Here is a 15,101-nt window from a genome sequence, read left to right as displayed (position 1 = left end):
AGTATGACTCCTTGACTGTCAAGGCGTCACGGCCATGAAAGGATGACAAGAATCAGAACAATGACAACTGATTGCTCTCCGGCAGACCGCGGAAGCATCCCATTTGGGTCAACAGTTCCACGGCGGTTTTGCTTGCCTTCGATTTTTGCTGGAAATCCTCTATGGAGAGGAATTCACCGAATTCACGTGCGGCAGCAATATTGCGGGCGGCATTATCACCGATGCCCTGCAGTGCAGAGAACGGCGGAATGAGCGAATTTCCATCCACCTTAAATCGGAGCGCATCCGATTCATACAGATCGATGTTCTTAAACGAGAAGCCCCTTGCCGTCATCTCCAGCGCCATCTCCAGAATTGGCAGCATCCCTTTTTCCTTCGGGCTTGCTCCGAAGCCCAGCTGCTCAATCTCTTCAATTCGGCGATAAATCGCCTCATAGCCCTGACAGCATAATTCGATATCGAAGTCCTCGGCTCGAACCGAGAAGTACGTTGCATAATATTCTATCGGATAATAAAGCTTGAAGTAAGCCGTCCGCACCGCTGAGATAACATACGCAGCGGCGTGGGCTTTCGGGAACATGTACTGGATTTTGAGACAGGAATCAATGTACCACTGCGGCACTTTGCATTTCTTCATCTCGTCAATCCATTCCTGTGACAACCCCCGGCCTTTACGCACACTTTCTGTTATCTTAAATGCGAGGCTAGCATCCATGCCTGCCTTATAAATCAGGAACAACATGATATCGTCGCGGCAACCAATAACGGTTTTGATGTTGCATGTACCATTCTTGATGAGCTCTTGAGCATTGCCGAGCCAAACGCCGGTTCCATGTGACAGACCTGAGATTTGCAACAAGTCGGCAAAACTCGACGGCTGCGATTCCACCAGCATCTGGCGTACAAATTTGGTTCCCATCTCCGGAACGCCGAAGGTGGCCACCGGTGAGCGTATTTGCTCCGGCTTGACGCCCAGCGCTTCCGTTGAGTTAAACATGCTCATCACTTTCGGATCGTTCATCGGAATGGTCGTTGGATCCACGCCGGTCAAATCCTGAAGCATTCTCATCATGGTTGGATCATCGTGCCCGAGTATATCAAGCTTGAGCAAATTCGCTTCAAAGGCATGATAATCGAAATGTGTCGTTTTCCACTCGGCGTTGACATCGTCCGCAGGGAATTGTACCGGCGTAATCTCTTCTACTTCGATGTAATCCGGCACAACGACAATACCGCCGGGATGCTGGCCCGTGCTTCGCTTGACGCCGGTACAGCCTGACGCAAGCCGGTTCAACTCCGCGCCCCGCCAACGCTTGTTGTTGTGTTCCTCGTATTTTTTAGCGAAACCAAACGCCGTCTTCTCTGCCACGGTACCGATGGTTCCGGCACGGAATACATTCTCCTCGCCAAACATCTCTTTGGTGAAATTATGGGCATGCGGCTGATATTCACCGGAGAAGTTCAAGTCAATATCGGGAACCTTATCCCCTTTAAAACCCAGGAAGGTTTCAAAAGGTATATCCTGCCCCTCGCCTTTCATCATGTTTCCGCATTCCGGACAAGCTTTGTCCGGCAAGTCAAATCCACTCGGCACGCTGCCGTCCAGGAACCATTCGCTGTGCTTGCAGTCGCTGTTCAAGCAAATGTAATGGGCGGGAAGCGGGTTAACCTCGGATATGCCGAGGAATGTGGCAACGACGGATGAGCCTACGGAACCCCGTGAACCAACCAAATAGCCGTCCCGGTTCGATTTCTTCACCAGTTTCTCGGAAATCAAATAGTTCGCTGAGAAACCGTATTTAATGATCGGCTCAAGCTCTTTCTCCAACCGGGCCACTACGACTTCCGGCAAGTTCTCGCCATAAATGGACTTGGCCGTGTCGTAGCAGGTGTTGCGGATTTCTTCATCCGCGCCATCCAGAATCGGAGTAAACAGCTTATCCGGGAACAATTCCAACTCTTCAAAGCGGTCGGCCAGCTCGCTAGTGTTCGTTACAACAACTTCATAACATTTGTTTTGTCCCAAAAACTCGAACTCTTCGAGCATTTCTTCCGTAGTCCGAAAATGTGCGTCAGGCTTGCGCATATCCTTGAGCGGGCTGAAACCGGTAATCCCATGGATGGTAATGTCCCGGAACAGCTTATCCCGCGGTTCAAGATAGTGCACGTTTCCTGTGGCGATGACCGGCTTGTTCAGCTTTTCGCCGATGCGCACGACTTTGGAAATTGCGGTTTTGATCTCTTCGGGACTGCCCACCAAGCCCTTGTCCACCAAATGCATATACATCGTCAATGGCTGAATCTCCAGAACATCGTAGAAGTCCGCAATCTCTTCGGCTTCCTCCTCCGTCTTGTTCAGCACCGTTTCGAAAAACTCCCCTTTTTCGCAGCCGGATAGCACCATTAACCCATCTCGCATCTCTTGAAGCTTGGATTTAGGAATACACGGCACTCGCTTGAAATATTCGGTATGTGACATGGAGATCAGCTTGTACAAGTTTTTCTTGCCCGTCATATTCAAAGCATAAATGCCGCAGTGGAAAGGACGGGTATTAGACAGATCCTTACCGACGTAATCATTGAGGCGGTCCAGCATCTTGACGCCTTTGGTTTTGTCCACATCGCTAAGGAGCCCGTTCAGGATTCCAGCCAACGCAATCGTATCGTCAATCGCGCGGTGATGGCTTTCGAGCAGTACCTTATACTTATCTGCCAATGTGTTAAGACGATGATTTTTAAGTCCCGGATGCACCAGACGTGCAAGCTCCAGCGTATCCAGGTAGGGATTGTCAAGCGTATCCATCCCGGCATTCTTGAGTGCTGCCTGAATGAACCCCATGTCAAATCGAGCGTTGTGAGCCACAAGTACGGCATCCCCAACGAATTCAACAAACTCTTTCAATACCGGCTCCAATTCAGGAGCATCCTTAACCATATCGTCATTGATATTGGTCAATTGCTGGATATGATATGGAATTCGCTCATGCGGGTTAACGAAGGTTGCGTATCGATCAATCTCCTTGCCATCGTTCATCTTCACGGCAGCAAGCTCGATGATTTTGTTTGCGGTAATGGACAGACCTGTGGTTTCAATATCGAATACCACATAAGTGGCACTGCTGAGTTCAATCGACTGTGCCTGTTCCACGATGTTGACGGCATCATTCACGACATTGGCCTCAACGCCGTACATCATTTTAATCCCATGCTTCTTGGCGTTCTTTGCTGCATCAGGATAACACTGTACACCACCATGATCACTTACGGCGATGGCTTTATGTCCCCAGCTCGCCGCTGTTTTGATATAACGGTCGATCGGCGTGACCGCGTCCATCGTGCTCATGGTCGTATGCAGATGGAATTCCACCCGCTTCTCGGCCGCGTTATCCTTGCGCGAAGGAGGCGACGGTACTTCGTTGAGATCAGACGGAATCATCACCAGCTCAGGCACCTGCATAAACCGGTCGTATTCAACCCGTCCGCGAGCCTTCACCCACTTGCCGTTTTCAAGGAGGCTCAATACCTTAAGATCGTCCTTCGTCTTGCCAAACATTTTCATTTGCAAGGAATCGCTGAAATCCGTCAGATAGAATGTGAATAACGTACTGCCGTTACGAAGCTCCTTACGATCCAATCCGAAGATGGTCCCCTGAATCGTAATTTTCTTCTCTTCGTCTTGGATCTCCTGGAGCGGAACCGGTTGATCCTTGATATCATACCCAACCTGCAGCCGAACCGCGCCCTCTTCCTCATCCTCCGCGTCCAGCTCAGCTTCCATGCTGCTCATGATCTGCTCGATCACTTCGCGCTCTTCTTCTCGCTTCCTCTGCTCGAACTCCTCATAAGCTGCCTGACCATTATCACCAACCTGCATCTTCACACGCAGCGTCAGATCAAAATATTGTCCGAAAAAACGGGTAATGGCGGCATCGATCTGTTTCTTTCGGGCAAGCTCAAGTGACATGCCATCCGACATGGAGAGAAGGACTTGCCCATCCTCCACCTCGTATTTGGCCCTTGCCATCCATCCATTAACTGAAGGGATCTCCCGATGTGCCCACTCTAGAAACAAGCCCCAATATTCTTGCACGATATCTGCTTCGGGAACACCGCTTCCATATCGGAACACAAATTTGATCTTCGCGATATGCCCCATCTTCTCCTGAATTCTTAGACAAAATGTGCGATAGACCTCAGCTGGAACCAAGGTCTCCTTCAGGACGGTTATTCTCCAGTCCTTGCTGGCCCTGCTTGTCTCTACTTGCTCGATCACACCATCCAAAAAATAGGGTTCCACCAGATTGGCCGGAACATCTCCCTGCTTGACCAGCAGTTCAAATCGCTTCCTTTTATCTTCTGTTGTGTCCATGGTTCCCTCCCCCTGCATTGCACAAAGCTATAAGAAAAACTTCTATCGACGTACATCCACAGAAGACAGACTGCGTTTAGTCGATGTAAAAAAATAGAATAAAGCCTCCGCTGGCAGCACCCATTCGTCCTGCCCCAAAAAGAAGAGCGTCCGCCATACTGCCATCCGGAAGCTTACTCCAGATGATGAATCCCGGTTTTGGACGAAGGACTCCTCCCTCACCCAAACTTGCCGGGAACTCATAATATCGATTTACTAGTACGCTCTCGCGAACAGCACCGTATGTTTCGCATCATCACCGCATACGAGACACTTGGTTTTCTTCTCAGACGGTTCAAACGGAATGTTTCTGCTCGTAGCACCGGTTTCTTGCTTGACAGTATCTTCACAAGCTTCCGAACCGCACCATCCTGCCAAGGTAAACCCGCGTTTTTCTTCCATGCTTTCCTTCATTTCATCCAGCGATTCCACGGAATAGAAATGATCCTCACGGAACTGCTTCGCGCGCTCGAACATTTCCTGGTGCACCTGCTCCAGCATATTCTGTACTTCCTGTGTCAGATTAGCCTGTTCTACGATTTTCTTCTCACCTGTTATGCGGGAGACAAGCACGCACACGCCATTCTCCATGTCACGTGGCCCGATCTCCAGACGCACCGGAACTCCGCGCATTTCATACTCATTGAATTTCCAGCCTGGGCGCACATCCGGATTATCGTCAACGCGTACGCGGATGCCTGCCGATTTCAGTTCACGGAACAGCTCGTCCGTACGACCCACAACCGCATCTCTCGTCTTCGGTGGACCGATTGGAATCATGATCACTTGCGTTGGCGCGACTTTAGGAGGAAGCACCAATCCGCGGTCATCCCCGTGAACCATAATCAAGGAACCAATGAGACGCGTGCTGACGCCCCAGGATGTTGTATGAGCGTATTCCAGCGTATTTTCACGGTTCAAATATTGAATGTCAAAAGCTTGTGAGAAGTTGGTACCCATATAATGCGAAGTACCTGCCTGTACAGCTCGTCCGTCTTTCATCATCGCTTCGATCGAGAATGTATCCACGGCGCCTGCGAATTTCTCCGAAGGTGTCTTCTGTCCTTTGATTACCGGAATCGCGAGATAGTCCTCTACGAATTGCTGATAGATATCCAGCATTTGCATGGTTTCCCCTCTTGCCTCAACTTCCGTTTCATGAGCAGTATGGCCTTCTTGCCATAGAAACTCGCTCGTGCGAAGGAATGGCAGCGTGCGTTTTTCCCAGCGTACCACGTTGGCCCACTGGTTGATCAGCACAGGGAGATCACGATAGGATTGAATCCATTTGGAATACATATGCCCGAACATCGTTTCAGAAGTCGGACGGATTGCCAGACGCTCTTCCAGCTTCTCTCCTGCCGCTTCCGTTACCCATGGCAGCTCCGGATTAAATCCTTCGACATGCTTCTTCTCCTTCTGGAAAAAGCTCTCGGGAATGAACAGCGGGAAATACGCATTCCGATGGCCCGTCGCCTTAAAGCGCCGATCCAACTCCTCCTGGATATGCTCCCAAATTTCATAACCGTCCGGTTTGAAGACGATGCAGCCTCTGACTGGAGAATAATCCATCAGGTCCGCTTTTTTGATGACATCGATATACCAGCGTGAGAAATCTTCCGCTTGCGGCGTAATCTCCGTCACGAATTGTTTATCCTTCGATTCCTTAGACATATAAATCGTGTGCCTCCCATTAATAAAACGCATGGTCAAAGCTCCTGATTCAGGCGGCTCAACTGGCGTTATTGGCGATATGTTGAACGAGCTGCGGCTATAAAGCCAGCCCTTATAGTAACTCCATTTGCTAGATAGTGAAGCGTCATAATCTGCTAACAATAGAAAAGGTACGGCATTCGTTGCGGCTGGCGCACCGAGCCGTACCTTAGGGTTTATCCGTTGATCAAACGTAAAATATCGTTATAGGTTACGGCTATCATTAACAGGAACAGCATTGCAAACCCGATAAAATGAACCATGCCTTCTCGGTTCGGGTCAACTGGCTTGCCCCTTAAAGCTTCGATCCCTAAGAATACGAGTCGGCTCCCATCCAATGCCGGTATCGGCAGCAGATTGAATATGCCCAGATACAAGCTTAGAATGGCTGCCCAATAGGTCAGCTGTGCGATACCCTGTTTGGCGATTTGTCCCGTCACTTCGAACGTCCGTACAGGACCGCCAAGATCATCCATGGAGAACTTCTGAATCAACTGTCTGAAGCCCTGGAAAATAATATTCGTTGTATCTACCATCGCGGTCCCGGAACTGGTAATTGTCTCCCCAATCCCTGCGGATCGGGTAGGAAGCTTGGGAACAATCCCGACCTTGCCGCCTTCCTGACCCTCCATGGTCCGCGGAGTTAAGGTCAGATCAAATGACTCTTCACCCCGGCGTACCGTCCATTCCATCGGCTTGTCCTTGGAAGCCGCAATCAATTCGATCATCTTCTGATAATCGGCACCAATAGCGGTTCCGTTAATGCTCTCAATGATGTCTCCCTCTTTCAGATTGGCTTCATCTGCAGGCATGCCTTTGGTAATCTCGCCAATCTGTACATAGGTTGGATTCTCAACCGGTATACCGGCCATTTGGATGTGAAGAGCAAACAGCACGAAGGCCAGAATGAAGTTCATGACAGGACCTGCAAAAATCGCAAGCGCTCTTTGGCCCACGGTTTTGCTGCCGAATTGGCGGTCTCTCGGTGCGATCTGCGTCTCTACACCTTTGGCTACCGTTAAGGCTTGCGGATGGATTTCAAATTGCTGGAATTCACCATCCACATCAAGCCTAACCGACAAACGATCCACCATATCCATAAACTGGACTTCGCCGCGAATAACATTCTTACGGTTGTCGAGTTGATCCAGATAAATCTTTTTCACTTGATTCTCTGCATTCAATCGAACCGCAATCGTCTGACCGGGTTGAATCTCGACAAGTTCCGGATCTTCTCCGGCCATGCGGGCATATCCGCCGAATGGAAGTAGACGAAGCGTAAACTGCGTTTCATTGCGTTTATATGAGAACAGCTTTGGACCAAATCCAATCGCGAACTCGCGTACCAAGATTCCGGCACGCCGGGCAAAATAATAGTGACCCCATTCGTGCACGGTAACGATCACAAAAAACATGAGCACCGTTAAAAAAACGACCCGAACCATTTCCAATTCTTTACATCCCCCTTTTCCTCTGAGAACGCAGTATGTCCCTATAGATTATCATTATTCTCCTGTCGTCCACAAGAGAATCACAAGCTGTCCGCTTTTTTTCAAGGGAGATTTCAAAAACACTTCAAATCCTATAGTCGGGAAGCTAATTCACGTGCGATTCGATCATTCTCTTCAATCGTCTCCAGTGCCGGTTCCGGCACAGCATGATGGCTTTGCAGCACTTCCTCAATGATCTCTTCTATCCGCAGAAAAGAGATTTCGCCGCGGAGAAACCGGGCAACCGCAATTTCATTGGCAGCATTGAATACCGTTGGCGCTGTCCCACCCATTTTACCACATTCATAAGCAAGCCTTAAACAAGGAAAACGTTCAAGGTCCATCTCCCGGAAATGCAGCTTGCCCGCTTCTGCCAAAGATAGCCTTGGCGCAGGCGAAGACCAACGCTCCGGATAAGTAAGCGCATATTGAATCGGAACCCGCATATCCGGGTTGCCGAGCTGGGCAATAATACTCGAATCACGGAATTCCACAAAAGAGTGAATGATGCTTTCCGGATGAAGAAGCACGGAAATATTGTCATAAGGAATATCATACAACCAGTGGGCCTCCATCACCTCAAGCCCTTTATTGACCATGGTGGCCGAATCAATCGTGATTTTGGCACCCATGGACCAGTTTGGATGTTTAAGCGCATCCTCCACCGTAACGTCAACCAGTTGTTCACGGGTATAATCCCGGAATGAGCCTCCGGAAGCCGTCAGCGTGATCCGTTCAATATCTTCATGCCGCTCTCCGTTGAGGCATTGGAATATGGCGGAATGCTCACTATCAATCGGCAAGAGTTTTACCCCTTTTGCAGCCGCTCGAGCCGTAACCAGATGACCAGCAGTTACCAATGTTTCCTTATTGGCAAGCCCGATTGTCTTCCCCTCATCGATCGCTGCAAGCGTAGAGGACAGCCCCATGCTTCCAACGACCGCTGTAACCACCATTTCCGCATCCGTCGCTGCCGCAATCTCGATCAAGCCTTCATGACCATGGAACACTTCGGTTCCGGCAGGAAGATCATGCCTGATGCTGTCAGCAAGCTCTTTTGTGGCAACGGACACTTTACGCGGAAAAAACTCCTTGACCTGCTGAAGCAGCACTTCCTTATTGCTCCCTGCTGCAAGGCCCTCAATCTGAAAATGTTCCCGGTGTTTCCTCACGACATCCAAGGTCTGGGTACCAATGGAGCCAGTGGAGCCGAGTACGCTGATCTTCTTCATGCACATCTTTCCTTTCATCAGTAAGGCAGGAGACTCAATATATGTACAAACGGAAATACGACGATCCAACTGTCACATCGATCCAGTATCCCTCCATGGCCCGGCAGCAGTTTGCCCGAATCCTTGATGTCATACACCCGTTTATAAGCGGATTGCACCAAATCTCCGAGTTGACCGATAACAGCGCAGGAAAGTCCAATCAGAATCGCTTGTCCAGCCGTCAGGAATCCATCTGAGAAGAATGAAAAGAGCAGTGATGTGAACACGGCAATGACCACACCGCCGAGCGCACCCTCAACCGTTTTGTTCGGGCTTATGGAAGGCCATAATTTATGGCGCCCCATGGCGCGTCCGACAAAATACGCTCCCGCATCACTTGCCCAGATCGAGGCCAGAAGCAGAAAAGTCCAGAATACGCCATGGCCGTCAGGAGCATGTCGTGATTCGGCGATAAAGGAAAATCCGATTCCGATATACGCTGATGCCAAAAATAATAATGAAACCCGTTTGATATCAATTACATTCTTCGTCGTTACGGTCGCCAGCAAAAATAAAAGCAGCAGGAGCCAAAGTACATGTTCCCACGGGATCTGAATATTCAAATTAAGCGGACCCCATGGAAATACAAGCAGCAGCACCCCCGCGTACCCAATCCATGCCGTTCCCCCGAACGGTGCCGTATTGGTCATGCGCACAAACTCATAATAACCGATTAGCGCCATCGCCAGAATAAGAAGATGGTACCATAGACCGCCTATGAAACATAATCCTAAAAAGACCGCTCCCGCTATAATTCCGGTAATCAATCGCTGTTTCAAAACGTTCCATCCTCCATCGGCTACGAAAGTCCACCGTAGCGCCTTGTTCTTTGTTGATAATCGGCTATGGCCTCCACCAAATGATCTTTGGTAAACTCCGGCCAATAGGCATCCGTAAACCATAGCTCACTATACGCGAGCTGCCACAGCATGAAATTACTCAGCCGCAGCTCGCCGCTTGTGCGGATCAGTAAATCCGGATCCGGCAATTCGCCTGTGAGGAGCCGCTGGCCAATCAGTTCCTCTGTAATATCCTCAGGACGAAGAATTCCGTCTCGCACTTCTCGTCCGAGCGCCTTGACACTTTCGGTGATCTCTTTCCGGCTGCCGTAATTGAGCGCAAAGTTAAGCACGAGCCCGTCATTGCCGGCTGTCTTCGCAACTGCTTCTTCCATCGCAGACACGGTATGGGACGGAAGGTCTTCCGGATGCCCCATCATGCGGACCTGGACATTTTTTTCGATCAGCTCCTCCAGCTCAATAGCCAGGAACTCCTGAGGAAGCTTCATCAGAAAATCGACCTCATCCTTCGGACGCGTCCAATTTTCTGTCGAAAAGGCATACATCGTCAATATTTTGATTCCCAAATCATCGGCAGCAATGGCCGCTCTTTTGACAGCCTTCATGCCATTCTGATGGCCAACGATTCGCGGCATACCGCGCCGTTTTGCCCAGCGTCCATTACCATCCATGATGATGGCAACATGATGTGGGATGTTGTCCGGAGAGAGCTGATGCGTCTGCTGACTGTCCTCCTGATTCAACCACGATCGAACCCGTTTGATCATTCCATTTCCTCCAGGCATCTTTCTGCAAAAAAAGAGACAAACCCCACCATTGACAGGAGGGGCCACAAGTCTCTTATACTTCCATAATCTCTTTTTCTTTAGCAACGAGGACTTTGTCGACTTCTGCGATAAATTTATCCGTCGCTTTTTGGATATCTTCCTGATGTCTCCGGGACTCGTCCTCGGAAATATCTGTTTTCTCCAATTTTTTGATGTCGTCGTTGGCATCACGGCGAATGTTGCGGATGGCCACTTTCGCTTCCTCGCCGAATTTCTTCGTCATTTTCACCAGCTCGGTTCTGCGCTCTTCCGTCAGTGCAGGTACGACGAGGCGAATTTGATTACCATCATTCGCCGGCGTCAATCCGACATCCGATTTCATGATCGCTTTCTCGATATCGGCCAAGGACGACTTGTCCCAAGGCTGGATCATGAGCGTTCTGGAGTCCGGCGTGCTGATGTTAGCCAGCTGATTCAGCGGGGTTGGTGCTCCGTAGTATTCCACCGTGATCCGGTCGAGTAGCGCTGGTGCTGCCCGTCCTGCGCGCAGCGTTGCCAGGTCACGCTTCAAAGACAGGATCGCTTTTTCCATGCGTTCTTCTGCATTCTTTTTCACCGATTGCGGCATTAATCTACACTCCCTTTGACGATCGTTCCGATTTTCTCGCCCAGAACGACGCGCTTGATATTACCTTGCTCCGTAATAGCGAAGACGATGAGCGGGATGTTGTTGTCCATACATAACGATGAAGCTGTAGAGTCCATTACCCCAAGGTTTTTGTTCAATACGTCTAGATACGTCAGCTGCTCGTACTTCTCGGCAGTTTCATCCTTAAATGGATCAGCGGAGTACACTCCGTCCACCTTGTTCTTCGCCATGAGAATCACTTCTGCTTCGATTTCCGCTGCGCGAAGCGCTGCAGTCGTATCGGTGGAGAAGTAGGGGTTACCTGTTCCTGCCGCGAAAATAACGACACGACCTTTTTCCAAATGCCGAATGGCTCTACGGCGAATATACGGCTCCGCAATTTGCTGCATGGAGATAGAGGTTTGCACCCGAGTCGGCACGTCGATCTGCTCCAAAGCATCTTGCAATGCCAAAGAGTTCATCACCGTTGCCAACATCCCCATATAATCTGCTGTTGCACGGTCTATTCCGTTCGCGCTGCCAGCAATACCGCGCCAGATGTTTCCGCCGCCGCACACGATCGCGACCTCCACACCAAGCTCGACAACCTCACGAACCTGCTCAGCGATCGATGAGATCGTCTCAGCATCAATACCATATCCATTCTGCCCTGAAAGGGATTCCCCACTGACTTTCAATATCACTCGTTTATATACAGGCTGTTCCAAATGATAACCCTCCACTTTAAGACGGCGCCTAAGTATACGACGCCCGTTTGAAAAACGACAGACAGACACACCGGCACACTGCTTGACGGTTTATAAAAATCGGGTACACACATCCGTCTCAAGTAGAAACTTCTGGTCGTCTAATCAAGACTTAAATCCATACTTTCTTGTGAGATAAGGGTGCCTTTACTCCGAATTTATAACAATCTTATCTCTCTTATGCCTTTATATCTCTTAAAAAAGAAGGAACACAGGTGTGTTCCACTCTTTTCTATAACTTATATTAGCCTATTCGGCTTATTTATTCACCTGGGACATAACTTCTTCAACGAAGTTGTCTTGTTTTTTCTCCAAGCCTTCGCCCAATTCAAAACGAGCAAAACGACGGATGGAGATGTTCTCACCGATCGTGCTGATTTTTTCGTTAAGCAGCGTGTTGATCGTTTTGTCAGGATCTTTGATGAAGGATTGCTCAAGCAAGCAATACTCTTCATAGTATTTGTTGATGCGGCCTTCAACCATTTTTTCAACGATTTTTTCAGGCTTGCCTTCGTTCAGGGCTTGGTTTTTCAAAATTTCTTTTTCTTTCTCAAGCTCTTCCGTTGGCACTTCTTCGCGACGAACATATTTAGGGTTTGCAGCGGCAATATGCATCGCGATATCGCGAGCAAACTCTTTGAATTGATCTGTTTTACCTACGAAGTCGGTTTCACAGTTGATTTCAACGAGAACGCCGATTCGTCCGCCGCCGTGAATATAAGACTCGACAACGCCTTCAGTTGCAATACGTCCAGCTTTGTTAGCTGCTGCAGACAAACCTTTTTCGCGAAGTACTGCGACCGCTTTGTCGATATCACCATTTGTTTCATCCAGCGCTTTTTTGCAATCCAGCATGCCCGCGCCTGTTCTTTCGCGAAGTTCTTTTACCGCACTAGCTGTTACTGCCATTAGAATTCCCTCCAAATTGGTATGATGAAGTTTGCGTTTGAACCTCTCGAAAACCGTCATACGATTGTTCTCTCCAAGATTCAAACCGCGTTAAGTAGTTGTTCTTCCCCAGCGATGCCAGGCTCCAGATTCCACACGTTATTCGCACGTCACCCGTTCTAACATCTTAAAAAAAGGGCAGTGAGAGGTTATACACCTACCAACCACCCTTTTCATTTAATTCATGATTTATACGTTTAATCCTGATTACGCAGTTGTTTCTTCGCCTTGGTGAGCTTCAACAACAGCATCGGCCATTTTACCAGTCAACAATTTAACAGCGCGAATCGCGTCATCGTTACCTGGGATTACATAGTCGATTTCATCCGGATCACAGTTCGTATCAACGATACCAACGATTGGGATACCCAATTTGCGAGCTTCCGCTACGGCGATACGCTCTTTGCGAGGATCGATAACGAACAATGCGCTTGGAAGACCCTTCATGTTCTTGATACCACCCAAGAATTTCTCAAGACGATCTTTCTCTTTGCGGAGAAGGATAACCTCTTTCTTAGGCAATACTTGGAACGTGCCGTCCTCTTCCCAAGCTTCGAGCTGCTTCAAGCGGTTAATACGCTTTTGGATCGTTTCGAAGTTAGTCAAAGTTCCGCCGAGCCAACGTTGGTTGATGTAGTACATACCGCAACGCTCTGCTTCTTCCTTCACGGAATCTTGAGCTTGTTTTTTCGTGCCGACGAACAGGATTGTACCGTTCTCTCCAGCTACGTTTTTCACGAAGTTGAATGCTTCTTCAACTTTCTTGACCGTTTTTTGCAGGTCGATGATGTAGATACCGTTTCTTTCAGTGAAGATAAATTTATCCATTTTCGGGTTCCAGCGACGAGTCTGGTGACCGAAGTGTACGCCAGCTTCCAAAAGCTGTTTCATGGAAATTACTGCCATCTTCACGCACCTCCTAAGTTTGGTTTTTGTGTGTCCCTCCGCCAAGATCATTTTTCATTAAGACTCCCAATCCTGGAAGCACCCTCAACGAAATCACTCTAGCGTGTGTTTTAACACCGTCAATTACTATAACATAACCATGGGCAGGTTGCAATGTCTTTTGTGTACTTGATCAGGTCCATTCCATCAACGGCTGCAACCAGATCCTGTAAAGAAAAAAACCACTCTCAACCGAAGGGCTAGTTGGAGGGTTTTGCTGTGATTTTGGTTATGATCGAATTGTAGCTCTCGCCTGCTGTGAACGAATATGTACCGCTTTGGATCATGGTGTTGATCTTTTTCTCGGTTGCCTTATTAATGAATGCTTGTTTGTTATCAATGACGCCAGCATGCAAAAGACTGTTTGCCACATCACTGAGATTATTTCCAGCTGGAATATTCACTTTGATAGGCGCTTCCGCTTTGGCTGGCGTTTTCGGCTTCGCCGGATCCGTCACTTTGAGAGTAGATCCCTGTTTCTTATCCACGCCCGCTTCAGGCTTCTCCGGCTGCTGCGGTGCTTCCGGCTTGTCCGTTCCCGTCTTCCGTGCAGGATCGGCCCCTTCTTCGGACTCACCAGCGCTCTCACCAAGCCTCTTCTCTTCCCACTGCTCCGCCGTCATCAGCTCGTCCGAACCTTCGACAACTTGCATGTCCAAAGCTTCCGCTGCAGCCATCAGCTGCTCCTTCGTTAACTCCTGCGTCTCCGATGCGGCTGTGCCTTGACCGATCCACATCAGCTGAAGCAGCACCGCGCCGATCACGAGACCGCTCCCCAGGCCCATCATAAATGTACGGTTCTTGATCACACGGATTCCTCCTGTTTGGCCAACTGGATAATAAGTTGAACTTCGCCTCGCTGAAGACCCGTGGTCTTGGCAATCATATCGATGGACTTTCCTTGTTCATATAGATCAAACAGCTCCGCGTATCTGGATTTGATGGAATGGACAAGTGGTGCAGGCTCAGCTTCGGAAGCCGCTGCAGCCTCTCCTGCAGACAAAAAAGCGGCCGCAGTCGTTTGCGCCAGCTTCTCTTCCGCTGTTCGAAGACGCGTTTGCGATTCGGTCATTTTCTGCTCCATGGCCAGCATGCGCTCCCGCAAATCACTGACCTGCTCTTGATGTGCTTGCTGCTTGGCATCAAGCTCTTTCTTCATCTGACCAACCAGTTCCACCAGCTGTTCGTTCTCGTTCTGGATTTCCGCCATATATCCTTCAAGCGTGTTCTCCACTTCTTTTACAACCCGCTCGCTGGACACGGCCTCTTCACGGCGTTTCGGCAGCATAAATGCATACAGCACGGCGGCAATGCCAAGCAGCACGATATATATCCATGGTTTCAAATCCATTAACTCCTTTGTG

Annotated in this window: 13 protein-coding genes; all 13 read right to left on the bottom strand. The window is 49.3% G+C overall.

The features are described from left to right. Positions 1 to 52: 52 nt before the first annotated feature. The 13 genes from AB4124_RS20495 to AB4124_RS20435 all read right to left on the bottom strand — a co-directional run bounded on the left by AB4124_RS20495 (position 53) and on the right by AB4124_RS20435 (position 15,088). Positions 53 to 4,369: a PolC-type DNA polymerase III gene (locus AB4124_RS20495; protein WP_441974016.1), complete on the bottom strand. Its 4,317-nt coding sequence runs from the start codon at positions 4,367 to 4,369 to the stop codon at positions 53 to 55. Positions 4,370 to 4,411: 42 nt separating this feature from the next. After that, positions 4,412 to 4,534 (bottom strand): hypothetical protein, encoded by a 123-nt coding sequence (locus AB4124_RS20490; protein WP_272914374.1) that lies wholly within the window; start codon positions 4,532 to 4,534, stop codon positions 4,412 to 4,414. Between the two features lie 90 nt (positions 4,535 to 4,624). After that, the gene (gene proS / locus AB4124_RS20485) at positions 4,625 to 6,082 is read right to left on the bottom strand and encodes a proline--tRNA ligase (protein WP_441974015.1); all 1,458 of its coding nucleotides are present in this window, start codon (positions 6,080 to 6,082) and stop codon (positions 4,625 to 4,627) included. A gap of 215 nt (positions 6,083 to 6,297) precedes the next feature. Next, the gene (gene rseP / locus AB4124_RS20480) at positions 6,298 to 7,566 is read right to left on the bottom strand and encodes an RIP metalloprotease RseP (protein ID WP_372238818.1); all 1,269 of its coding nucleotides are present in this window, start codon (positions 7,564 to 7,566) and stop codon (positions 6,298 to 6,300) included. Positions 7,567 to 7,703: 137 nt separating this feature from the next. Further along, positions 7,704 to 8,843, bottom strand: coding sequence for a 1-deoxy-D-xylulose-5-phosphate reductoisomerase (locus AB4124_RS20475; protein WP_441974014.1), 1,140 nt, complete (start codon positions 8,841 to 8,843; stop codon positions 7,704 to 7,706). A gap of 17 nt (positions 8,844 to 8,860) precedes the next feature. Further along, positions 8,861 to 9,661 carry a phosphatidate cytidylyltransferase gene (locus AB4124_RS20470; RefSeq protein ID WP_098747006.1) on the bottom strand — a complete coding sequence of 267 codons (801 nt, stop codon included), beginning with the start codon at positions 9,659 to 9,661 and terminating at the stop codon, positions 8,861 to 8,863. Between the two features lie 20 nt (positions 9,662 to 9,681). Further along, positions 9,682 to 10,449, bottom strand: coding sequence for an isoprenyl transferase (locus tag AB4124_RS20465; protein ID WP_339266204.1), 768 nt, complete (start codon positions 10,447 to 10,449; stop codon positions 9,682 to 9,684). Between the two features lie 73 nt (positions 10,450 to 10,522). After that, positions 10,523 to 11,077, bottom strand: coding sequence for a ribosome recycling factor (gene frr, locus AB4124_RS20460; protein ID WP_071220110.1), 555 nt, complete (start codon positions 11,075 to 11,077; stop codon positions 10,523 to 10,525). Further along, the gene (gene pyrH / locus AB4124_RS20455; protein ID WP_006211297.1) at positions 11,077 to 11,805 is read right to left on the bottom strand and encodes a UMP kinase; all 729 of its coding nucleotides are present in this window, start codon (positions 11,803 to 11,805) and stop codon (positions 11,077 to 11,079) included. The genes frr and pyrH overlap by 1 nt, the downstream gene beginning before the upstream one ends. A gap of 297 nt (positions 11,806 to 12,102) precedes the next feature. Next, complete coding sequence (gene tsf, locus AB4124_RS20450) at positions 12,103 to 12,753, bottom strand: translation elongation factor Ts (RefSeq protein WP_076325251.1); 651 nt, start codon at positions 12,751 to 12,753, stop codon at positions 12,103 to 12,105. A gap of 246 nt (positions 12,754 to 12,999) precedes the next feature. Beyond that, entirely contained in the window at positions 13,000 to 13,698 is a 699-nt protein-coding gene (gene rpsB, locus AB4124_RS20445; protein ID WP_036642081.1) for a 30S ribosomal protein S2, read from the bottom strand. A 239-nt stretch (positions 13,699 to 13,937) separates the two neighbouring features. Then, positions 13,938 to 14,546 (bottom strand): endolytic transglycosylase MltG, encoded by a 609-nt coding sequence (locus AB4124_RS20440; RefSeq protein ID WP_441974013.1) that lies wholly within the window; start codon positions 14,544 to 14,546, stop codon positions 13,938 to 13,940. Next, positions 14,543 to 15,088 (bottom strand): DUF6115 domain-containing protein, encoded by a 546-nt coding sequence (locus AB4124_RS20435; protein ID WP_441974012.1) that lies wholly within the window; start codon positions 15,086 to 15,088, stop codon positions 14,543 to 14,545. The genes AB4124_RS20440 and AB4124_RS20435 overlap by 4 nt, the downstream gene beginning before the upstream one ends. Between the last annotated feature and the right edge of the window lie 13 nt (positions 15,089 to 15,101).

Origin of the sequence: Paenibacillus sp. 2KB_20, assembly GCF_052115765.1 — a bacterium.
In the GTDB taxonomy this organism is placed as follows: domain Bacteria; phylum Bacillota; class Bacilli; order Paenibacillales; family Paenibacillaceae; genus Paenibacillus_AQ.
The sequence above is the reverse complement of the archived record's forward strand: the minus strand, read 5'-3'. Positions and strand labels throughout refer to the sequence as shown.

Bases quoted from the DNA above. Each gene is read 5' to 3' on its own strand.
- AB4124_RS20495 (WP_441974016.1), bottom strand. From the start codon at position 4,369: ATGGACACAACAGAAGATAAAAGGAAGCGATTTGAACTGCTGGTCAAG.
- AB4124_RS20490 (WP_272914374.1), bottom strand. From the start codon at position 4,534: ATGGCAGTATGGCGGACGCTCTTCTTTTTGGGGCAGGACGAATGGGTG.
- proS (WP_441974015.1), bottom strand. From the start codon at position 6,082: ATGTCTAAGGAATCGAAGGATAAACAATTCGTGACGGAGATTACGCCG.
- rseP (WP_372238818.1), bottom strand. From the start codon at position 7,566: ATGGTTCGGGTCGTTTTTTTAACGGTGCTCATGTTTTTTGTGATCGTT.
- AB4124_RS20475 (WP_441974014.1), bottom strand. From the start codon at position 8,843: ATGAAGAAGATCAGCGTACTCGGCTCCACTGGCTCCATTGGTACCCAG.
- AB4124_RS20465 (WP_339266204.1), bottom strand. From the start codon at position 10,449: ATGATCAAACGGGTTCGATCGTGGTTGAATCAGGAGGACAGTCAGCAG.
- frr (WP_071220110.1), bottom strand. From the start codon at position 11,077: ATGCCGCAATCGGTGAAAAAGAATGCAGAAGAACGCATGGAAAAAGCG.
- tsf (WP_076325251.1), bottom strand. From the start codon at position 12,753: ATGGCAGTAACAGCTAGTGCGGTAAAAGAACTTCGCGAAAGAACAGGC.
- rpsB (WP_036642081.1), bottom strand. From the start codon at position 13,698: ATGGCAGTAATTTCCATGAAACAGCTTTTGGAAGCTGGCGTACACTTC.
- AB4124_RS20435 (WP_441974012.1), bottom strand. From the start codon at position 15,088: ATGGATTTGAAACCATGGATATATATCGTGCTGCTTGGCATTGCCGCC.